This is a genomic window from Ramlibacter sp. (genome assembly GCA_019635435.1).
Lineage (GTDB): Bacteria > Pseudomonadota > Gammaproteobacteria > Burkholderiales > Burkholderiaceae_C > JAHBZM01.
In genome coordinates this window covers 290,746-310,869 of the sequence record JAHBZM010000001.1, presented here as the reverse complement: position 1 = coordinate 310,869, position 20,124 = coordinate 290,746, and the positions used below count along the sequence as shown (strand labels likewise).

18 protein-coding genes are annotated in these 20,124 nt (G+C 67.8%); 8 read left to right on the top strand and 10 right to left on the bottom strand.

Annotated features, from left to right (window positions below):
* Nucleotides 1-21: 21 nt before the first annotated feature.
* On the bottom strand, nucleotides 22-1,983 hold the full coding sequence (locus KF796_01445) for a PAS domain S-box protein (GenBank protein ID MBX3585277.1): 1,962 nt from the start codon (nucleotides 1,981-1,983) through the stop codon (nucleotides 22-24).
* 162 nt (nucleotides 1,984-2,145) lie between these two features.
* On the opposite strand from KF796_01445, the gene KF796_01440 reads away from it, so the two are divergent.
* On the top strand, nucleotides 2,146-2,346 hold the full coding sequence (locus KF796_01440; GenBank protein MBX3585276.1) for a hypothetical protein: 201 nt from the start codon (nucleotides 2,146-2,148) through the stop codon (nucleotides 2,344-2,346).
* Between the two features lie 4 nt (nucleotides 2,347-2,350).
* Here the strand turns inward: KF796_01440 and KF796_01435 are convergent, their stop codons facing one another.
* Entirely contained in the window at nucleotides 2,351-3,325 is a 975-nt protein-coding gene (locus KF796_01435; protein MBX3585275.1) for a tripartite tricarboxylate transporter substrate binding protein, read from the bottom strand.
* A gap of 154 nt (nucleotides 3,326-3,479) precedes the next feature.
* On the opposite strand from KF796_01435, the gene KF796_01430 reads away from it, so the two are divergent.
* Nucleotides 3,480-4,457, top strand: a complete 978-nt coding sequence (locus KF796_01430; GenBank protein MBX3585274.1) for a LysR family transcriptional regulator — start codon at nucleotides 3,480-3,482, stop codon at nucleotides 4,455-4,457.
* A 60-nt stretch (nucleotides 4,458-4,517) separates the two neighbouring features.
* On the opposite strand, the gene KF796_01425 is transcribed toward KF796_01430, so the two are convergent.
* Entirely contained in the window at nucleotides 4,518-5,474 is a 957-nt protein-coding gene (locus KF796_01425) for a LysR family transcriptional regulator (GenBank protein MBX3585273.1), read from the bottom strand.
* A 116-nt stretch (nucleotides 5,475-5,590) separates the two neighbouring features.
* Here KF796_01425 and KF796_01420 point away from each other — a divergent pair, with 116 nt between their 5' ends.
* Nucleotides 5,591-6,031 (top strand): hypothetical protein, encoded by a 441-nt coding sequence (locus KF796_01420; protein ID MBX3585272.1) that lies wholly within the window; start codon nucleotides 5,591-5,593, stop codon nucleotides 6,029-6,031.
* Between the two features lie 12 nt (nucleotides 6,032-6,043).
* Nucleotides 6,044-6,205, top strand: a complete 162-nt coding sequence (locus KF796_01415; GenBank protein ID MBX3585271.1) for a hypothetical protein — start codon at nucleotides 6,044-6,046, stop codon at nucleotides 6,203-6,205.
* Between the two features lie 81 nt (nucleotides 6,206-6,286).
* Here the strand turns inward: KF796_01415 and KF796_01410 are convergent, their stop codons facing one another.
* From KF796_01410 to KF796_01390, 5 genes are all read right to left on the bottom strand, one after another.
* A complete protein-coding gene (locus tag KF796_01410; protein MBX3585270.1) occupies nucleotides 6,287-8,137 on the bottom strand; it encodes a phosphoenolpyruvate carboxykinase (GTP) in 1,851 nt (616 codons plus the stop codon).
* Nucleotides 8,138-8,471: 334 nt separating this feature from the next.
* On the bottom strand, nucleotides 8,472-8,618 hold the full coding sequence (locus KF796_01405) for a hypothetical protein (GenBank protein ID MBX3585269.1): 147 nt from the start codon (nucleotides 8,616-8,618) through the stop codon (nucleotides 8,472-8,474).
* Between the two features lie 47 nt (nucleotides 8,619-8,665).
* Entirely contained in the window at nucleotides 8,666-9,070 is a 405-nt protein-coding gene (locus KF796_01400; GenBank protein ID MBX3585268.1) for a PaaI family thioesterase, read from the bottom strand.
* Complete coding sequence (locus KF796_01395; GenBank protein ID MBX3585267.1) at nucleotides 9,067-10,530, bottom strand: mechanosensitive ion channel; 1,464 nt, start codon at nucleotides 10,528-10,530, stop codon at nucleotides 9,067-9,069. Before KF796_01395 ends, KF796_01400 begins: the two co-directional genes overlap by 4 nt.
* 82 nt (nucleotides 10,531-10,612) lie before the next feature.
* Nucleotides 10,613-11,809, bottom strand: coding sequence for a threonine ammonia-lyase (locus KF796_01390; GenBank protein MBX3585266.1), 1,197 nt, complete (start codon nucleotides 11,807-11,809; stop codon nucleotides 10,613-10,615).
* Nucleotides 11,810-11,931: 122 nt separating this feature from the next.
* Here KF796_01390 and KF796_01385 point away from each other — a divergent pair, with 122 nt between their 5' ends.
* Nucleotides 11,932-14,232: an AAA family ATPase gene (locus KF796_01385; GenBank protein ID MBX3585265.1), complete on the top strand. Its 2,301-nt coding sequence runs from the start codon at nucleotides 11,932-11,934 to the stop codon at nucleotides 14,230-14,232.
* 50 nt (nucleotides 14,233-14,282) lie between these two features.
* Here the strand turns inward: KF796_01385 and recQ are convergent, their stop codons facing one another.
* The gene (recQ, locus tag KF796_01380; GenBank protein ID MBX3585264.1) at nucleotides 14,283-16,139 is read right to left on the bottom strand and encodes a DNA helicase RecQ; all 1,857 of its coding nucleotides are present in this window, start codon (nucleotides 16,137-16,139) and stop codon (nucleotides 14,283-14,285) included.
* Between the two features lie 83 nt (nucleotides 16,140-16,222).
* Nucleotides 16,223-16,615 carry a rhodanese-like domain-containing protein gene (locus tag KF796_01375; protein MBX3585263.1) on the bottom strand — a complete coding sequence of 131 codons (393 nt, stop codon included), beginning with the start codon at nucleotides 16,613-16,615 and terminating at the stop codon, nucleotides 16,223-16,225.
* A 47-nt stretch (nucleotides 16,616-16,662) separates the two neighbouring features.
* Between KF796_01375 and KF796_01370 the strand changes: the two genes are divergently transcribed.
* From KF796_01370 to KF796_01360, 3 genes are all read left to right on the top strand, one after another.
* On the top strand, nucleotides 16,663-17,739 hold the full coding sequence (locus KF796_01370; protein ID MBX3585262.1) for a homocysteine S-methyltransferase family protein: 1,077 nt from the start codon (nucleotides 16,663-16,665) through the stop codon (nucleotides 17,737-17,739).
* Nucleotides 17,740-17,748: 9 nt separating this feature from the next.
* Entirely contained in the window at nucleotides 17,749-18,168 is a 420-nt protein-coding gene (locus KF796_01365) for a PACE efflux transporter (protein MBX3585261.1), read from the top strand.
* A 276-nt stretch (nucleotides 18,169-18,444) separates the two neighbouring features.
* Complete coding sequence (locus KF796_01360; protein MBX3585260.1) at nucleotides 18,445-20,124, top strand: ShlB/FhaC/HecB family hemolysin secretion/activation protein; 1,680 nt, start codon at nucleotides 18,445-18,447, stop codon at nucleotides 20,122-20,124.

Below are 20,124 nucleotides of genomic sequence, written 5' to 3'. Positions count from 1 at the left end.
GCAGGCGCGAGCCCGCGGGCCTCAGGCGGCGGGCGCGTGCAGGCGCACATGGAAGGTGGTGCCCTGGCCGGGCTGGCTGTCCACGTCCACGGTGCCGCTGTGCAGCGCCACGCACTCCTTGACGATGTGCAGGCCGATGCCCGTGCCCTGGATGTTGCCGACGTTGGTGCCGCGGTGAAAGCTCTCGAACAGGCGCGGCAGGTCGGCCGGCGGGATGCCGATGCCCCGGTCGGCCACGCGCAGGTGCAGGCAGTCGCCGTTGGCGCGGATCGAGCAGGTCACCGCCGACTCGGGCGGCGAGTACTTCAGCGCGTTGTTCAGCAGGTTCATGAGGATGTGGCGCAGCAACTGCGAATCGACCTGCCGCGGCGCGTCCACGCCGTCGCAGTCCATCGCAATGCGGCTGGCCTGGGGGTGGGCACTGTCCATCTCGGCCGCGATCTGCACCAGCAGGTCCGGCATGCGCTGGGGGCTGGGGCTGAATGAAAACCGGCCGGCTTCGAGCCGGCTGGTCAGCAGCACCTGGTCCACCATGTCGTTCATGCGCGCGACGCCGGTCTTGATCATCGACAGCATTTCCTTGCGCTCGTCGGCCGGCAGGCGCTCGCCGTAGTCGTCCAGCAGCTCGACCGACGACAGGATGGCCGCCAGCGGCGTGCGGAACTCGTGCGAGGCCACCGCGACAAAACGCGATTTGAGCTCCGACAGCTCGCGCTCGCGCTCCAGCGCGCTGCGCATGTCCTGTTCGGTCTGGCGGCGCAGCGTCACATCGGTGAGGAAATTGAGCGTGGCCGGCGTGCCCTGCCAGTCGAACACCACCGCGCTGATCTCCAGCCAGCGGATGTCGCCATCGGTGTGGATGACGCGGAACTGGTAGTGGTTCTCGACCTGCTCGCCGCGCAGGCGCCGCAGGTGATTGCCCAGCACCAGATCGCGGTCATCGGCATGGATGAACTCGATGAAGGGCCTGGATTTGGCGGTTTCCTCGTCCAGCCCGGTCAGCGCCAGGGCCCGCGGGTTGGCGTAGAGGATGCGGCCCGCCGCGGTGACGAGAATCCCCTCGTTGACGTTTTCCACCACGGTGCGGTACTTGGCCTCGGATTCGGCCAGTGCCCGCTCGGCCGCCTTGCGCCGGGAGATGTCGCGGATGAACGAGCTGAAGGTGTAGTGGTCGCCGGTGCGCACCGGCCAGACCGACAGCTCGGCATCGAAGGTCTCGCCGCTGCGGCGCAGCGCCGTGGTTTCCACGCGGCGGTTGAAGATGGGGGCACTGCCGTCGGCCAGGAAGCGCTCGATCCCGGCGTTGTGCTGCGGCCGGTGCTCCGCGGGAATCACCAGGTCGGTCAACAGGTGGCCCAGCACTTCCTCGCGGCTCCAGCCAAACATGCGTTCGGCGGCGTCGTTCCAGTCGATGATGCGGCTTTGCGCGTCAATGGTCACCACCGCGTCGTTGGCGGTGGCGATCAGCGTCTGCAACCGCACCGTGGCATCGCTGAGGTTGCGCTCGGCGTCGGTGCGCCGGGTGATCTCCGCGCGCAGCCGCGCCGTGGTGTCGAGCTGCCAGGTCACGTCGCGTGCAATGTGGACGATGCGGACCTGGCCCGCCGGCCCGCGCACGGCAAAGGCGTTTTCGCGCAGCCATGCGGTGCGGCTTTGCAGCACCAGGTCTTGCGGCCGCGGGGGCTGGACCACGCGGTACTCATCGGCCCAGGCCGGCGCGTCGGTCTGGGCGCGTGCCTCGCGGCCCTGGGCGACGCGGGCCCGGTCGTCGGCGTGAACCTGGTTCAGGAAGACCTGCGCGCCACGCTGGCCCAGTGGCTCAAAGCCCCAGAATCGCGTGAATGCCGGGTTGGAATGGGTGACCTGCCCCGTGGCGGGGTCCCAGACCCACAGCATCTCGTCGATGCTCTGGGCGATCTGTTCAAGCCAGTCCTCGCCCTGCCGCGAAGTGGGTGGGGAAGGGGGCGGGGCGGCGGGGCGCATCCAGCAAGCATACCGCCTGGCATGGGGCGGGCCTTATGTGGGGGGCCGGCTCGCCTTATGCCTATCCTGCATGGGGATAAGGCGGAATTGAGGTTGAAACCCTAGGGAAAACCCTTATTCTTCCTTCATCACCACTTCTCACCGCCTGCCGGTGACCCGATCATGTATGCCTTGTTTGCCCAATTGACCCGTCTTCGCAACTGGAATCGCTGGACCCCTGCGCTGCGCGCCGCCAGCCAGATCGACGCCGATGGCGTGGCTCACCGCCTCATGGAAAGCGCCGAAGCCCGCGCCGGCACCAACCCGCGTCAGGCGCACGAACTGCGCGAAGCCGCCAGCGCCTACCTCAGCGTCGTTCGCTGAGGCTTCACAGGCGCACGCCTGCGCCCTTGACGGTCGGCGCGAGTTGCGCGACCTGCTCCTTCACGAAAGCCGCGAACGCCGCAGTGCTGGCCGGCGAGGCCGTGATCCCCAGATCGACCATGCGCTTCTTGACATCGGTCTGGCCGAGGACTTCGTTGCACGCCGTGTTCAGGCGCGCGACCAGCTCCGGCGCCATCTTGGGCGGCCCCGACAGGCCGAAGAAATTGTCCAGCACCAGCTTGCGGTACCCCAGCTCGACCACGCTCGGAACATCGGGCACCAGGGGCGAGCGGTTGACCGACGTGACGGCCAGCGGCACCAGTTGCCCGGCCTTGAAATAGGGCACGTAGGCGGTCAGCACATCGATCCCGACCGGGATCACCCCCGCAATCAGGTCGGTGGTCATCGGAGCCCCACCGCGGTAGGGGACATGCACCATGTTCACGCCCATGGTCTTCTTCATGAGCTCGCCATAGATGTGGCCAATGGACGCCGGGCCGCCCGATCCAAAATCGAGCCGCCCGCTCTTGCGGGCCAGCGCCTCCACATCGGCCATGGTCTTGATCGGGGCTGACGGGTTGGCCATGACCACGCAGGGCGCGCTGCCGATCAGCGCGATGTGGCTGAAGCCCTCCACCGGGTCATAGGGCTGCTTCTCGAGGGCAAACGGGCCGATGGAAATCGGCGTCGAATTGGACAGCATCAGCGTGTAGCCGTCGGCCGGCGCCTGCGCGACCACGAGGCCGCCCACACTGCCACCGGCCCCGGGGCGGTTGTCCACCACCACGCCCTGGCCGAGCTTGCGCGCCAGTTGTTCGGCCAGCACGCGGGCCACGATGTCGCTGGCGCCGCCGGGCGGAAAGGTCACGACGATGCGGATCGGCTTTTCGGGCCAGGCGGCCCGTGCGGGCAGGGCCACGGCGGCGGCGCCGGCGGCCACGGTCTTGAGCACTTGGCGGCGGTTGAAATGAAGCGTCATGGGGGTTCCGTCAGGTGAGGGGGATGGGTTCAACGACTATAGGCAGGCTGCGCTGGCACGCCAATCGCTTCGAGCTTATCTACCGCATAACAAAACGGGGCAAACCGGGCCGGTGCCCGTGCCCCAGGCCCCACATCTGTGCATCGGAGCCCCCATGACCCGCGCCAGCGACCCTTTTGACACCTATTTGCTCCGGGTCTTCAGCACCCTGATGGCCGAGCGCAGCGTCTCGCGGGCCGCGGCCCGGCTGAACCAGTCCCAGCCGGCCGTGAGCGCTGCCCTCAAGAAGCTGCGTGACGTGCTGGGAGATCCCCTGCTGGTCAAGGACAAGCAGCGCATGGTGCCGACCGAACGCGCCCTGCAGCTTGAAGCCTCGGTGCGGATGGTGCTGGCCGAGATCGACGGGCTGGTCGCGCCGACAGCAGCGTTCGAGCCCGCCACCACGCGCCAGACCTTCCGCATTGGCACGCCGGACTACCTGGCGCCGCCGCTCATGGCCAGCCTGGTCAGCTACATGCGGCTGACCGCGCCCCATGCGCGGCTGCTGGTGCAGTCGCTGGGCCCGGGCTACGACTACGAGGCCGCCCTGGCGCAGGGCGAACTGGATGTGGTGATCGGCAACTGGCCACAACCGCCCGAACACCTGCGCATGGCCATCCTTCTGGAGGACGAGGTGGTCTGCCTGGTCAGCAAGGACCACCCCGCCGCCGGCGGCAACCTGACCGTTGCCAGCTACCTTGGCGGTGCCCATGTGGTGCCGCTGATGTACAGCGTGACCCAGCGCGGCGTGGTCGAGTCGCACCTGGCCGCGCTGCGCATGGCGCGCGAGGCCACCGTCACCGTGCCGTTCTTTGGCATGGCGCCCAGCCTGCTGCCGGGAACCGATCTGATCTTCACCACCAGCCGCCACTTTGCCGAGCACCATGCCCGCCTGCTGCCGCTGGCCGTGCTGCGTTCCCCCATCGAGTTCCCCGTGATGCGCTTCTACCAGCTGTGGCACAGCCGGACGCAGCATTCGCAGGGGCAGGCCTGGCTGCGCTCCCTGCTGTCGGCGGTGGCCCGCACCGCCGACCCGGGGCTGGGCCGGCGCGTGCCCCTGGCACCGCAACCGGGGCTGGCGCTGAAAATCTGAGTCAAATAGGGCTGTAGTCCAGGCCGGGCGGCCACTGTGCGCTACAAAAACAGGAGCAATTCAGGCGGCAAAAGCCTTGGTGGCCGCCGCCGCCACCGCCAGCCGCAACCAGGCGTGCTCGCTGCGCTGGCCCTGGCGCAGGTGCCACAGCGAGTCCACATGCACGGGGGGCAGGTCCAGCGGCAGCTCGCGCACCATCAGTTCGCTGGCCATGCCCGTGACCGTGACGAAGTGCCGCGGCAGCACCGTCAGCAGGTTGGAGGTGGACACCACCCGCCCCGCCGTGAAGAACTGGTTGACCGTGAGCACCACGTGGCGCTTTTCGCCCAGTGAGGCCAGCGCCTCATCGACAAAGCCGAAGGGCCGGCCCGAGAAACTCACCAGCAGGTGGCGCGCGCTGCAAAAACGCCGCAGCGTGAACGGCCCGCGCGCCAGCGGGTGGCCCTTGCGCATCACACACACATATTCGCCGTCATACAGCCGCTGGTGGTCGAAGGCGGCCTTGCCGCCGGCCTGGGCCTGGGCCGTGAGGTCGGCCAGTACCGCCGGGAAGAAGCCCACGGCCAGGTCGATCTGGCCCTCGTCGAGCAGCGGCCGCGGATCGCGCGTGGTCAGCGGCAGCACCCGCATGGACACGCCGGGCGCGTCCTGCTCGATGATTTCCACCAGGCCCGGCATCAGCTCGGCGGCCGTGGCGTCGGCCATGGCCAGGATGAAGGTGTTGCCGGCGTCGGCCGCCACGAAGTCGCCAGGCGACAGCGACACCTCCAGCCGGCGCAGCGCGTCGCTCACGGCCGGCCACAGCGCCAGCGCGCGTGGCGTGGGTTCCACCCCATAGCCGCTGCGCCGCACCAGCTCGTCGCCCAAGGACGCCCGCAGCCGGCGCAGCGCGTTGCTCACGGCCGGCTGGGTCATGGCCAGGTTGTGGGCGGCGCGCGTGAGGTTGCGCTCGCTCATCACCTGGTCAAACACGCGCAGCAGGTTGAGGTCGAGCGTGCGGAAGTTCGGGTTATTCATACGATCCATGAATGATATACATCACCAATCTAAATTTGATATATATCAGTATTAACCCTAGTATTCCTGTCACGCACCCCGGCAATTTCGCCACAAGCGTCTGAGAGGGATTAACCATGAACAGCTTTGTCCACACCGAATACCCGGCCCAGCACCCTGGCGTTGCCCGGGCCGAGCAGGCAACCCAGGCCGTCAAGGGATTGGCGGGCCAGTTTGACGGTGCCCGTGGCGCCGCCACGCTGCTGCTGGCTGCCATCGTGGCCGCCCTGCTGGTGGTCGCCAACCAGGTGGTTGACACCTGGACCGAAGGTCATTTGCTGCTCGCCTGGGTGGTGATGTGGACCATCGCCTTCGCCGCCCTCGCGCTGCTGGCCACCCCGGCGCGCAACGCCGGCAGCGTGCTGCGCACGGTGCTCGCCTCCTGGTCGGCCCGCCGCAAGCAGGCAGCGTCCGATGACAAGCTCTGGTCACTCGCGCTGACCGATGCCCGCGTGATGGCGGACATCAGCCGCGCCATGGCCCGCGATGCCGTGCGCGATGTCCGCGGCTACTACTGAAAGGAAACCGCCATGCCTACCTTTGTTCCTGTGAGCTTCCTGGGCAGCGTGCTGCGCTCCGTCGTGGCCGGGCTTGATGCCTGGTCGTACCGTGTGGCCCAAAGCCGTGCCGTGCGCCGCCGCGCTGACGCCGTCGCCCGTTCCGCCCTGGTCCGCAAACACGCCGCGCGCTGAGCCGCGGCCCCGCCACCCGCCCCGCGGGTCAACAAAAAAGCCACCTTGCGGTGGCTTTTTTCATGGGGGGCTGAAGCCGGCTCAGGCCGCCAGGCGCTGCTCGATGCGGGCCTTGGTGTCGCCCAGTTCCTCGGGCAGGTGGTACTCGAGCTGCTTGAACAGCTCGGCGTGCAGTTCCAGCTCCTTCTGCCAGGCGGCCTTGTCGATGCTGGTAACGGTCTTGAACTGCTCGGGCGTGAAGCTCAGGCCGGTCCAGTTGAGTTCCTCGTAGGCCGGGCTCACGCCAAACACGTGCTCGGTGCCCTGGGCCTTGCCTTCGATGCGGTCAATCATCCACTTGAGCACGCGCATGTTCTCGCCATAGCCGGGCCAGACAAACTTGCCGTCCTCGCCCTTGCGGAACCAGTTGGTGGTGTAGATGCGCGGCTGACGGGTGCCCGAGGCGGCCAGCTTCTTGCCCAGGTCCAGCCAGTGCTGGAAATAGTCGCTCATGTTGTAGCCCATGAAGGGCAGCATGGCGAACGGGTCGCGGCGCACCACGCCGGCCTGGCCGGTGGCGGCGGCGGTGGTTTCGCTGCCCATGGTGGCGGCCATGTAGACCCCTTCGGTCCAGTTGCGGGCTTCGGTCACCAGCGGCACGGTGGTGGAGCGGCGGCCGCCGAAGATGAAGGCATCAATGGGCACGCCGGCCGGATCGTCCCAGGCGCTGTCCAACGCGGGGTTGTTGACGGCTGCCACGGTAAAGCGCGCGTTCGGGTGGGCGGCCTTGGCACCGGTTTCCCTGGCAATGGCGGGCGTCCAGTCCTTGCCCTGCCAGTCGATGGCGTGGGCCGGGGCCTCGCCCATGCCTTCCCACCACACATCGCCATCGTCGGTCAGCGCGACGTTGGTGAAGATCACGTTCTTGTCCAGGCTGGCCATGCAGTTGGGGTTGGTCAGCGTGTTGGTGCCCGGCGCCACGCCAAAGTAGCCGGCTTCGGGGTTGATCGCGCGCAGCGTGCCGTCGGCCTGCGGCTTGATCCAGGCGATGTCGTCGCCAATGGTGGTGACCTTCCAGCCGTCAAAGCCCTTGGGCGGGATCAGCATGGCAAAGTTGGTCTTGCCGCAGGCGCTGGGGAATGCCGCGGCCACGTGGTACTTCTTGCCCTCGGGGTTGGTCACGCCCAGGATCAGCATGTGCTCGGCCAGCCAGCCTTCGTCGCGGCCCATGGTGGAAGCAATGCGCAGCGCAAAGCACTTCTTGCCCAGCAGCGCGTTGCCGCCATAGCCCGAGCCGTAAGACCAGATCTCGCGGGTCTCGGGGTAGTGAACGATGTACTTGGTCTTGTTGCAGGGCCACTTCACGTCGGCCTGGCCGGGCTGCAGCGGCGCGCCCACGGTGTGCACGCAGGGCACGAACTCACCGTCCACGCCCAGCACGTCGTACACGGCCTTGCCCATGCGCGTCATGATCTTCATGTTGACGGCCACATAGGGGCTGTCGGACAGCTCGATGCCAATGTGGGCGATGGGCGAACCCAGCGGGCCCATGCTGAAAGGCACCACGTACATCGTGCGGCCCTTCATGCAGCCGTCAAACAGCGGCTGCAGGGTGGCGCGCATTTCGGCCGGGGCCATCCAGTTGTTGGTGGGGCCGGCATCTTCCTTGTTCTGCGAGCAGATGAAGGTGCGGTCTTCCACGCGCGCCACGTCGCTCGGGTCGGAGCAGGCCAGGAAGGAGTTGGGGCGCTTGACCGGGTCCAGCTTGCGGAAGGTGCCCGCGTCGACCAGCTGCTGGCACAGGCGGGCGTATTCGTCCTCGCTGCCGTCGCACCAGTAAATGCTGTCGGGTTTGCACAGCGCGGCCATGTCGGCCACCCAGGCGATCAGCTTCGCGTTTTTCACGAAGGCGGGGGCGTTGAGGTTCAGGCCCTGCATCACGGGAGAGTTCATCCAATAGCTCCTGAGTTTGAAAATCGTCTTTTCAAAGGGGGCTCGGGGGCAATGAGGCTGAGAGCGGCCTTTGAAAAAACGGCTTGTTGCTGCTCAGTCGGCGGGCGGGGTTGCGGGGTGGGCAACTCGGGGTCGTGAAGGGTGCTTCACAGTCCGCGTGGTCGGCTGGGGTGTCAATTTTATGAAACCGCCCTGCCTCCTGCCCGTCAACAATGGCAATAGTTATGCAAAACCTGCATTGGGTTATGCGTGGGCGTACGTGCCGCTGCGGACGCAAAAAAGCGCCTGTGCGTGGCCGCGCAGGCGCTGGTTGGGTGTGCCTTGGAGGCGCGGGTCAGGCCATGTAGATGGCGATGAAGGCCAGCAGGAACATCAGCACCCCGCCCACCAGGGGCAGCACCATGGGAATCACCGGGACAATGGCTTCCACGGCGTCGGCCGGGGCTTGTGCGGGGGTGTGATCGGTGCTGTGGCTGGACATGGGGAACCTCGAAATGTCAAAAACTGCGCTGATTTTAACCTGCCCGGTCAGAGCAGGGCATACGTGGTGGTGGCCCGGCTCACGCTCTTGCCGTCACTGGCGCCGCGGATGTCGATTTCGCCAAACGCCAGCGACTTGCCGGCCCGCAGCACCCCGGCCTGCACCAGCGCGTCCTGGCCCGACAGGGGCTTGAGGAAGCTGCTGTTCATCTGCACCGTGGTGCAGGGCCTGAAAGCGCCCCACAGGTTGATCAGCGCCAGTACCATGGCCGTGTCGGCCGCGGCCATCATGGCCTGGCCGCAGAGCATGCCGCCCACGCGCGACAGCTGGTCGCTTTGCGGCAGCCGCAGGGTCACGCTGTCGGCGTCAAAACCCTCCACCTGCAGCGACAGGGCCTGGACCCAGGGGGCGAAGTACTCGGCCAGCGCCGACTGCAGCAGCTCCCGGCTCACTTGTCGCCGCCGCGCAGCTTGGCCAGCCAGTGCTCCATGAGCTTGCCGGCCGCTTCACGGCCGCCCAGGCCAAACGACAGCGCCACCGCCACCGCCACGGCGCCCAGCGTCAGGCCGAAGGCCAGGTTGACGATGTCATCGGCAATGCCCATGGCGCGCAGGCCCATGGCAATGACCAGCGCCAGGATGGCGTAGCGCCCGATGCGGGCCAGGCCCTTGGTGTGGGCGCCGCTCGCCCGGTCGATGGCCTCGTAGGCCACGTTGGCCAGCAGGAAGCCGATGACCAAGATGGCCGAGCCCAGCAGCACGTCGCCGCCAAAGCGGATGAAGGTGGTGACCACGTCGCTCACGCGGTGGAAGCCGAGCTGGTCGGCCGCCTCCACGGTGGCAAACAGCATCGCAAAAAACAGGGCCACGCGGCCCACCAGTACCGAGGCGCTGGTCTTCTCGAAGGCATGGGCCAGGCTCACGCGCGCGGGCAGCGTGTCCAGGCCCGCCGCCGACAGCAGCCCGGCCAGCAGGCGCGACGCGAACGAGGCCACCACCCAGGTGATCACCAGGATGAGGCCGGCCGCGATGATGCGCGGCACCGACAGCATCATGACGTTGAGCATGTCGATGGCGGGGCGTGAGATGGCCTCGATCTTCAGCGCATCCAGCGCGGCAATGAGCGAGGGCACCAGCACCACGATGAACACCAGCGCGCCGAGCACGCTGGACAGCTGCACCGAGGGCGCGAGGCCGGCACGCCCGCCGATCTGGTCCACGCCCGCGCTGCGCGACAGGCCCGTGACCAGGCTGCGCAGCACATGGGCCACGATCCAGCCCACGCCGGCAATGATCAGCGCCGCAAAGGCGTTGGGCAGCATGTCCAGCGTCTTGGTGAGCATGGCGCGCAGCGGCTCGAGCAGGCCCTGCATCTGCAGCGCGTTGAGGATGGGCGGCAGGAACAGCAGCACCACCAGCCAGAACACGATCTGGCCCAGGCCCTGGCTGATGGGCGCCATGCCCGCATGCTCGGACAGCTTGTCGTCCAGCGTGGTGGCCTGCAACGCCTTGTTGACGCCGGCGCGCGCGATGGACGCGACCAGCCAGGCCAGCAGCGCCAGCAGCAGCCCGGCCAGCAGCCGCGGTGCGTATTCAAAGAGCTGGGTGGTGAGCGCGGCGAACGGGTTGCTCAGCATGCCCAGGTCCAGCGTGTTGAACACGCCGGCCAGCGTGAGCAGCAACACCACCCAGAACACGGCCACGGCCAGCACGGCTTCCAGATCCAGCGTCTGCCCGGTCATGCCTGAAAAATGCCGGTTCAGCCCCAGCGCGCCAAGCCCGCGGCGTACCGCGGCGCGCAGGGCCACGGCCACAAACCAGCCGATCAGCAGCATCACCAGGGCGCCCAGCAGGTGAGGCACATGCTGCCCCAGGCTTGTCTGCATGGATTGAGTCAGTGCGGCGGTGTCCATGGGCTTCTCCTTGCGTCATTGATCTTGACGGACCATGATGACAGACGCACTGCGCCACAGTCAACCTCGGGCCCATGCCCGATCAAACGGCTGCGGCTTGCAGCCCCGCGGCATTGAGCTGCGCGAGCACCGAGGCCACGTGCTCGTGCCCGCGCGTCTGCAGCACCAGCTCGACCTCGACGTTCTGCGCGGCCAGCGTGGTGAAGGCGCGCTGGTGGTGCACCTCGTCGATGTTGGCCCCGGCCTCGCTGACCAGCGCCGTGATGCGGGCCAGCGTGCCCGGCACATCGCGCGCGCTCACGCGGATGCGCGTGAGGCGCCCGGCGCGCACCATGCCGCGCTCGATGATGGCCGCGAGCAGCAGCGGGTCGATGTTGCCGCCGCACAGCACCAGGCCCACCTTGCGCCCGGCAAAGCGCTGCGGGTATTTCAGCAGCGCGGCCAGGCCGGCCGCGCCCGCGCCTTCCACCAGGGTCTTTTCAATCTCGAGCAGCATCACGATGGCCTGCTCGATGTCGCCCTCGTCCACCAGCACCAGATCGTCCACCAGCTGTGCCACGATGCCGCGCGTGATCTGCCCCGGCGAGGCCACCGCAATGCCCTCGGCAATCGAGCTTTGCCCCATGGCGTGGTCGGTGTGCTTGATGGCGTTGAACATGCCCGGGAAGCGCTGGGTCTGCACGCCCACGATCTCGATGCCGGGCTTGAGGGCCCGCGCCGCCGTGGCAATGCCCGCGATCAACCCGCCGCCGCCCACGGCAATCACCAGCGTGTCGAGCTCGGGCACGGCCTGCAGCATTTCCAGCCCGACGGTTCCCTGGCCCGCGATGATGGCCTCGTCGTCAAAAGGGTGGACGAAGGTGAGCTGTTGCTGATCCGCCAGCGCCAGCGCATGCTGGCGGGCTTCGTCCAGCGTGTCGCCGTGCAGCACCACCTCGGCGCCAAAGCCGCGCGTGCGCTCCACCTTCACGCCGGGCGTGAAGCGCGGCATGACGATGACCGCGCGCAGGCCCAGCCGCTGCGCGTGGTAGGCCACGCCCTGGGCGTGGTTGCCCGCGCTCATGGCAATCACGCCGCGAGCAGCCTCGCTGCCCAGCTGCGCCAGCTTGTTGCAGGCGCCGCGCTCCTTGAACGAGGCGGTGAATTGCAGGTTCTCGAACTTGAGGAAGACCTGCGCGCCCACGATCTGCGACAGCGTGCGCGACTCCACGCAGGGCGTGTCCAGCACCTGGCCGCGCAGGCGTTCGGCGGCTTTCCGTATGTCAGAGAGTTCAGGCATCGCGCAATTGTGGTGGTGAAACCCCGCGGAACGTCGCAGTTTTTCCACAATCAGTGTCTTCCATGTTGGTTCAGTCTGCGTTATTGTGGAATTGGCATGCGCTTCATGCTGGAGGCTTTTCGATGGTCAAGCGTTCGGTCGATCTGCAGGTACTTCCCTCACCCGGGCTCAAGGACGCGCCGGTGCTGGACCTCATGTGCTCGCATTTCGTGCTCACGCTGGCGGCCAAGCAGGGCGCCAAGTTCAATGTGCGGCGCGACCTCAACGGCCTGCTCTCGCTGGCCGGCCGCCACCTGGCCTGGCCGGCCCCGGCACTGCTGCGCCTGCGCGAGTTCCTGGGCCGCCGCTGCAAGGACAACGAGTTCTGGCGCGGCCACGAAGCCCTGGCCACGCCCGACTTTCTTGAGCGCCACGGCGTCTGGCGCGGCCCCTATGAAGAAGGCACGCTGTTCTTCTACCTGGACGAATACGCCAAGGACGCGCCCAAAGACCTGCTCTCGGTGCTCGCCGTCACCGGCGACTGGCTGACCCAGGCCCTGAAGAAGCAGAGCACGCTGGTGGAGAAAAACATCGACGCGCTGTCGGGCCTGCTGCAGCTCAACCGCGCCGAGCGCGCGCTGCTGCTGTACGGCACGCTGGCGCGCTACCAGCGCGACCTGCGCAGCATCCTGGTGGAGTTCAAGGTCAACAACGCGCCCGAGGCCTATGCGGCCATTGCCGAGATCGCGGGTGTCAACGCCACCGAGGTGGGCGAGGCGCTGCGCGCGGGCTCGCGGCTGGAGCGCATCGGCCTGGTCGAGAACCTGATCTCCGAGCACAACATCACCGACCTGGCCGACCTGATGAAGGTCAGCGAGAAGCTGCCTCCGGTGCTGATGCGCGAGTACCGCGACCAGAACGAGCTCATGGCCGTGTTCACCCGCCCCTCGGCCAAGAGCGGGCTCGCGCTGAATGACTTTGGCTTTGTCGAGGAAGACGTGCAGGTGCTGTGCGCGCTTCTGCGCAACGCGGTGGACCGCAAGGAGCCCGGCGTCAACGTGCTGCTGTACGGCCCGCCGGGCACCGGCAAGACCGAGCTGGCCAAGGTGGTGGCGCAGGCCGCGGGGCTGGAGCTGTTCGAGGTGGAATACGCCGACCGCGACGGCAACTCGCTGAGCGGGCGTGACCGCTATCGCTCGCTGCAGATCGCCCAGGTGTTCCTCAAGGGCAGCGCCCAGGCCGCGCTGCTGTTTGACGAGGTGGAAGACGTGTTCCCGCCCATCAGCTCCGAGGCGGCCCAGATCATGGCGCGCGCCGAGCAGGTGGCCGCGCCCGCCAGCGGTTCGGTCAGCGGCAAGGCCTGGGTCAACCAGATCCTGGAGTCCAACGCCGTGCCCACGCTGTGGGTGACCAACCGCATCGAGCAGATCGACCCGGCCTTTCGCCGCCGCTTTGCCTACCACCTGGAGCTCAAGTCGCCGCCCCCGGGCGCGCGCGAGGGCCTGGTGCGCAAGACGCTGGAGGGGGTGCCGGTGTCCGACGCGTTTGTGGCGCGCCTGACCGAACGCAAGGGGCTCACGCCCGCGCAGATCCGCACCGCGGTGCGCTTTGCCGGGCTGGCGCGCACCGACACGCTGGACACCGAGGCCCTGATCGACCGCCAGCTGCGCAACGCCGACCAGGCCCTGGGCAACCGCGCGCAGGGCGCGGGCGAGCGGCCCAGCGTGACCACCTGGGACCTGGACATGCTGCATGTGGAAACGCGCTTCGAGGTGCCGCGCATCGTGGCCGCGCTCAAGTCGCGCGGCCACGGCACGCTGTGCTTTTACGGCGCGCCGGGCACCGGCAAGACCGCGCTGGCCGAGCACATTGCGCGCGCGCTGGAGCGGCCGCTGATCGTCAAGCAGGCCAGTGACCTGATGAGCAAGTTCGTGGGCGAGACCGAGCAGAACATGGCCGCCATGTTCCGCGAGGCCGAGGCCGAAAAGGCCGTGCTGCTGCTGGACGAGGCCGACAGCTTCCTGCAGGACCGCCGCGGCGCGCAGCGCAGCTACGAGGTGACCGAGGTCAACGAGATGCTGCAGGGCATGGAGCGCTTCAGGGGCATCTTTGTCTGCACCACCAACCTGCTGGACCGCATCGACCAGGCCGCGCTGCGCCGCTTCACCTTCAAGATCAAGTTCATGCCGCTGACCGCCGCGCAGCGCGAAAAGATGTTCGTGACCGAGGCGCTGGCCGGCGACGCAGCGCTGCTCACCCCCGAGGTGCGCGAGCGGCTGGCCCGGCTCGACCAGCTGTGCCCCGGCGACTTTGCGGCCGTCAAGCGGCAGGTGGACATCCTTGCGGCCGAGTTCACTGCCGCCGAATTCCTGGACCAGCTCGAGGCCGAGCGCCGCATCAAGCCCGAAGTCCGCGAAAACCGCGGCATGGGCTTCATTCAATAGCAAAAAGCAGCCAAACAGGCCTGGAGTCCAGGACTGGCGGCCACTGTGTGCTATTGATTCAGTAGCACCACGCGCAGCACTTCATTGCCGTAGGCCTCAAGTTTCTTGGCGCCAATGCCGCTCACGCCCTGCAGGTCGTCCAGCGTCTGCGGCGCCAGCGCCGCGATGGCGGCCAGCGTGGCGTCGTGAAAGATCACATAGGCCGGCAGGTTGTGTTCGCGCGCCACCTCGGCGCGCCAGGCCTTGAGCGCGTCAAAGCGGGCCTGGCCTTCGGCATTGAGCGCGGCTGCCACGGCGGCCGGCGCCCGGCTGCTGCCGCGCCCCGTCCGCCCGCGCGCTGGCGCCGGGCTGGAGACCGATTCACGCAGCGCCACGGGCTGCTCGCCCTTGAGCACGGCGCGCGAGGCCTCGGTGAGCCGCAGCGTGTTGAAGGCCTGCGCGTCCACCGCCAGCGCGCCGGTGGCGATCAGCTGGCGCAGCACGCCGCGCAGCTGCGCCTCGCTGAACTCGGCGCCAATGCCAAAGGTGGTGAGCGAGCCGTGGCCGAACTGCGTGACCTTCTCGGTGGTCTTGCCACGCAGGATGTCCATGATGTGGCCCGCGCCAAAGCTGATGCCGCTTTGCTGCTGCACGCGGTAGATGGTGGACAGCAGCTTGCGCGCGGCGTCGGTGCCGTCCCAGACCTGCGGCGGGCTGATGCAGTTGTCGCAATTGCCGCAGGGCGTGGAGGCCTCGCCAAAGTAGCCCAGCAGCCGCACGCGCCGGCAGTCCACGGCCTCGGCCAGTGACAGCAGCGCGTCGAGCTTGCCGCGCATGACCTGCTTGAACTCCTCGCCCGCGGGGCTTTCGTCGATCATGCGGCGCTGGTTGACCACGTCCTGCAGGCCGTAGCTCATCCAGGCGTCGGCGGGCAGGCCGTCGCGCCCGCCGCGGCCGGTTTCCTGGTAGTAGCCCTCGATGTTCTTGGGCATGTCCAGGTGCGCCACAAAACGCACGTCGGGCTTGTCGATGCCCATGCCGAACGCGATGGTGGCCACCATCACAATGCCGTCCTCGCGCAGGAAGCGGTCCTGGTGCCTTTGCCGCACCGCCGCGTCCAGGCCCGCGTGGTAGGGCAGGGCGTTGATGCCCGACTCGCTCAGCGTGTGGGCAATGTCCTCCACGCGCTTGCGCGACTGGCAGTAGACGATGCCGGCCTCGCCCTCATGCTCGCGCTCGATGAAGCGCAGCAGCTGCAGCGTCGGGTCTTTCTTCTCGACGATGGTGTAGCGGATGTTGGGCCGGTCAAAGCTGCTGACGAACTGGCGCGCTTCTTCCAGCTGCAGCCGCTCGACGATGTCTTCGCGCGTCAGCGCATCGGCCGTGGCGGTGAGCGCCATGCGCGGCACGCCCGGGTAGCGCTCGTGCAGCACGGTGAGCGCGCGGTACTCGGGCCGGAAGTCATGGCCCCACTGGCTCACGCAGTGGGCCTCGTCAATGGCAAACAGGCTGAGCTGGCCGCGCTCGTGCAGCGAGTCGAGCTGGGCCAGGAAGCGCGGCGTGGTCACGCGCTCGGGCGCCGCGTACAGCAGGGTGATGTCGCCGCGCAGCAGCCGCTTTTCGACCGCATTGGCCTCCTCGCCGCTGAGCGTGGAGTTGAGGAAGGCGGCCTCCACCCCGGCCTCGTGCAGCGCGCCCACCTGGTCGTGCATCAGCGCGATCAGCGGCGACACCACCACGGTGATGCCGTGGCCGGCCTGCTGCCGCGCGATGGCCGGGATCTGATAGCACAGGCTCTTGCCGCCGCCCGTGGGCATGAGCACCAGCGCGTCGCCGCCGGCCGTCACGTGGTCAATGATCTCGGCCTGCGGGCCGCGGAAGGCTTCGTAGCCGAAGACCTCCTGGAGGATGTTCAGGGGAAGGGACAATTTGCTATCAATTCAAGAGCGCGTGGTGGCCGCCAGCCCTGGACTCCAGGGCCATTTGATGCCTCATCGGCAGGGCAGCGGGCCTACATCTGCTCCCAGGGCAGTCCGTCGTGGCGCCAGCCGTTGAGGGTGGAGCGCTTGAAGTGTTCATCCAGGTCGCCCTCAAAGCCGTGCACCACATGGGCCACCTGCTGGAAGCCCGCGGCCTCCAGCGCCTCGCCGGCGGCCACGGTGCGCTTGCCGCTGCGGCAGATCAGCAGCACCGGGCGGGCCTTGTCGCCGGCCTCGCGCTCCACGGCGGCCGCAAAGGCGGCCGGGTTGGGCGTGAGGTCGGGGTACTCGTACCAGGGGATGTTTTCCACCCCGGGCGGGCGGCCCACATACAGCGACTCGATTTCCATGCGCACGTCGACAAACAGCGCCTCAGGCTGCTGCTGGAGCCAGGCCCAAGCCTCTTGGGGAAGCAGGTTCTTCATCCCTCTATTGTCTGAGGAAAACGCGGGGTCCCTAAAATGGCCGGACCATGAAGCCGATCACCTACACCCGCGGGCAGGCACTGCCCGGCCTCCTCGCGCAGCGCATCGCCATCCTCGACGGCGCGATGGGCACGATGATCCAGCGCTTCAAGCTCACCGAGGCGCAGTACCGTGGCGAAGGCTACACCGGCCCCGGCGCCGCTGGCGATCGCTTCAAGGACTTCGGCAAGGACGTCAAGGGCAACAACGAGCTGCTGAGCCTGACGCGGCCCGACGTGATCGCCGACATCCACGCCGGCTACCTGGCCGCCGGCGCCGACATCGTCGAGACCAACACCTTTGGCGCCACCAGCATCGCCCAGGCCGACTACGGCATGGAAGGCCTGGCGCGCGAGATGAACCTGGCCAGCGCCCGCATTGCGCGCGCCGCCTGCGACCAGTTCAGCACGCCCGACAAGCCGCGCTTCGTGGCCGGCGCCCTGGGCCCCACGCCCAAGACCGCCAGCATCAGCCCCGACGTGAACGACCCCGGCGCGCGCAATGTGGACTTTGAAACCCTGCGCGCCGCCTATTACGAACAGACCGAGGCGCTGGTCGAAGGCGGCGCCGACCTGCTGCTGGTCGAGACCATTTTTGACACGCTCAACGCCAAGGCCGCGCTGTTTGCGGTGGACGAGTTCTTTGAAAAGTCGGGCGAGCGCCTGCCGCTGATCATCAGCGGCACCGTGACCGATGCCTCGGGCCGCATCCTCAGCGGCCAGACCGTGACCGCCTTCTGGTACAGCGTGCGCCATGCCCAGCCGCTGGCCGTTGGCCTGAACTGCGCGCTGGGCGCCGCGCTGATGCGCCCCTACATCCAGGAGCTGGCGCGCGTCGCGCCCGATACGTTCATCAGCTGCTACCCCAACGCCGGCCTGCCCAACCCCATGGCCGAAACCGGCTTTGACGAGACGCCCGACGTCACCAGCCGGCTGCTGCGTGAGTTCGCGGCCGAGGGGCTGGTCAACATCGTGGGCGGTTGCTGCGGCACCACGCCCGAGCACATCGGCGCCATCCAGGCAGCGGTGCAGCCGCTGGCGGCGCGCTCGCTGCAGCGCGAGTTCTTCTACAAAGAAGCTGCCTGAGCGCCGCGCGTGCAGGGCATCAAGCGGCGCCTCGTTTACGTGGTGCTCTACGAAGCCATCGCCATCGCGGTGGCGGCGCTGGGCCTGTCGGCCATGTCGGGCCACGAGCTGGGCAGCGCCACCGTGCTGTCGGCACTGGCCTCGGCCGTGGCGGTGGCCTGGAACTTTGCGTTCAACCACGTCTTTGAAGCCTGGGAGTCGCGCCAGGCCGTGCGCGGGCGCAGCATCCCGCGGCGCATCGCCCATGCCGTGGGCTTTGAGGGCGGCCTGGTGGCCGCGCTGGTGCCGCTGTTTGCCTGGTGGCTGGACGTCAGCCTGTGGCAGGCGCTGGTCATGGACCTGGGGCTGGTGGTGTTCTTTTTGATCTACACCTTCGTCTTCAACTGGGTGTTTGACCGGGTTTTCGGGCTGCCGGCGTCGGCGGCTTGAGCCCTCTCAATTTGAATTTTGTAACGTCTTGTACCATAAAATGGGTACTTTAGGACGAATAACCCCCTGTCAAACTTGACAGGATTGACCCCTTTGTAACTCTCTGAGCATACTCGCCGACCTTTTGCGCGTACCAAAGTAGTCGTACGCCAAACTTACAACGGTTGGGAGCGGCGGGTGGTATTCCAGACAGGGGAGGGGCCGATGTGCTCCGGGCGCCGTCCGATGCGCGGACTGGCGGTGTGCGCTGCAGCCGTGAGCTATGCCATGGCGGGCCTGCCCGGCGCGGCGTGGGCGCAGCCTGCCGACCTGAGCCCTGACGCCGCGATCCAGGAAGGCCTGCGCCGCCAGGAAGAGCGCAACCGCCAGCAACAGCAACAACTCGAACCCCGCGCCGACACCTTGCGGCCGGCGCCCGCCGCCCTGCCGGACGGCCAGCTGCCCGAAGAAACGCCCTGCTTTGTGGTGCAGGAGGTACGGCTTGAAGGTGCGGACTGGCAACGGTTTTCGTGGCTGCAGGAGGCGGCTCTGCCTTACCTGCGACAGTGTGTCGGGGTCCAGGGCCTGAGCCGGATCGCGGCCGGCCTGGACAAAAAGCTGCTCGACCTGGGCTTTGCCACCACCCGGGTCAGCCTGCCGGCCCAGAACCTGCAGACCGGCGTTCTGCGCATCCAGCTCCATGTGGGCCGCGTGGCCGATATCCGGCTCGTTGAACCCGAGCCGCGCTGGGGCACCTGGCGCAATGCCTTCCCGGTCTCGCGCGGTGACGTGCTCAACATCCGCGACCTGGAGCAGGGCGTCGAGCAGATGAAGCGGCTGCCCAGCCAGAACGTGGCGACCAAGCTGGAGCCTGGCGCCGAACCCGACACCACGGTGGTGGTGATCGAGCGCCGCGCCGGCACCCTGCGCGAGCGGCTGCGCGGCGGCATCACGCTGGACAACTCCGGCAGCCCCAGCCTGGGTCGCACCCAGTTCTCGGGCAACCTCGCGCTGGACAACCCGCTGGGCTTGAACGACCTGGTCAGCGTCAGCCTCAGCAGCAACCTGGAAAAGCCCGACCCGAGCCACCGCAGCCAGAGCCTGGGGCTCAACTACAGCCTGCCTTGGGGCTACAACACCTTCAGCCTGAGCGCCAGCCAGAGCCGCTTTGCGCAGTATGTGCAGGGCACCACCGTGCGCTTCCTGTCCAGTGGCCGCAGTGAAAGCGCCGAGCTGCGCCTGCAGCGCACCGTGCTGCGAACCGGCAGCGCCAAGCTGTCGCTGTACGGCAGCCTGTCGCTGCGGCGCGCCGAGAGTTTCCTGGACGACGTGGAACTGCTGGTCCAGCGCCGGCGCACCACCAATGTCGAGACGGGCCTGAACTACCGGCACTTGTTCGCGCAGGCCTCGCTGGACCTGGATCTGGGCTACCGCCGCGGCATGCCCTGGCAACACGCGCAGGATGACCTGCTGACCGCCGCCCAGGGCGGCGCCACCCTGCGGCCCCGGATCTGGACCTTTGGCGCCAGCTATGCCACGGCCTTCACGCTCGGGGCCGAATCCGCCGCGCCGCGCCAGGTGCAGTTCAGCTCGACGCTTCGGGGGCAGCACACGCGTGACACCACCCTGTCCATCGACCAGCTCGCCATTGGAGGCCGCTCCAGCGTGCGCGGCTTTGACGGTGACGCCGTGCTGATCGCCGAGAACGGCGTGATCTGGCGCAACGAACTGTCCACGCCTTTCAAGCTGGCGCCGGGCGTGGACACCACGGGCTACCTCGGCCTGGACTGGGGCCGCGTCTGGGGCCCCAGCGATGTGGCGCTGGTCGGCAAAAAGCTTGCCGGCGCCGCCGTCGGGCTGCGTGGCCGCCAGGCCGGCCTGCAGTACGACATCAGCCTGGCCGCGCCGCTGTACCGGCCCCAGGGCTTTCGCACACGTCAGTGGAATCTTTACGCCACCGTGACCTATCCGTTCTAG

What these genes read in the sequence shown, in the direction of transcription:
- KF796_01445 (MBX3585277.1), bottom strand. Translation starts at nt 1,983, where the DNA reads ATGCGCCCCGCCGCCCCGCCCCCTTCCCCACCCACTTCGCGGCAGGGC.
- KF796_01440 (MBX3585276.1), top strand. Translation starts at nt 2,146, where the DNA reads ATGTATGCCTTGTTTGCCCAATTGACCCGTCTTCGCAACTGGAATCGC.
- KF796_01435 (MBX3585275.1), bottom strand. Translation starts at nt 3,325, where the DNA reads ATGACGCTTCATTTCAACCGCCGCCAAGTGCTCAAGACCGTGGCCGCC.
- KF796_01430 (MBX3585274.1), top strand. Translation starts at nt 3,480, where the DNA reads ATGACCCGCGCCAGCGACCCTTTTGACACCTATTTGCTCCGGGTCTTC.
- KF796_01425 (MBX3585273.1), bottom strand. Translation starts at nt 5,474, where the DNA reads ATGAATAACCCGAACTTCCGCACGCTCGACCTCAACCTGCTGCGCGTG.
- KF796_01420 (MBX3585272.1), top strand. Translation starts at nt 5,591, where the DNA reads ATGAACAGCTTTGTCCACACCGAATACCCGGCCCAGCACCCTGGCGTT.
- KF796_01415 (MBX3585271.1), top strand. Translation starts at nt 6,044, where the DNA reads ATGCCTACCTTTGTTCCTGTGAGCTTCCTGGGCAGCGTGCTGCGCTCC.
- KF796_01410 (MBX3585270.1), bottom strand. Translation starts at nt 8,137, where the DNA reads ATGAACTCTCCCGTGATGCAGGGCCTGAACCTCAACGCCCCCGCCTTC.
- KF796_01405 (MBX3585269.1), bottom strand. Translation starts at nt 8,618, where the DNA reads ATGTCCAGCCACAGCACCGATCACACCCCCGCACAAGCCCCGGCCGAC.
- KF796_01395 (MBX3585267.1), bottom strand. Translation starts at nt 10,530, where the DNA reads ATGGACACCGCCGCACTGACTCAATCCATGCAGACAAGCCTGGGGCAG.
- KF796_01390 (MBX3585266.1), bottom strand. Translation starts at nt 11,809, where the DNA reads ATGCCTGAACTCTCTGACATACGGAAAGCCGCCGAACGCCTGCGCGGC.
- KF796_01385 (MBX3585265.1), top strand. Translation starts at nt 11,932, where the DNA reads ATGGTCAAGCGTTCGGTCGATCTGCAGGTACTTCCCTCACCCGGGCTC.
- KF796_01375 (MBX3585263.1), bottom strand. Translation starts at nt 16,615, where the DNA reads ATGAAGAACCTGCTTCCCCAAGAGGCTTGGGCCTGGCTCCAGCAGCAG.
- KF796_01370 (MBX3585262.1), top strand. Translation starts at nt 16,663, where the DNA reads ATGAAGCCGATCACCTACACCCGCGGGCAGGCACTGCCCGGCCTCCTC.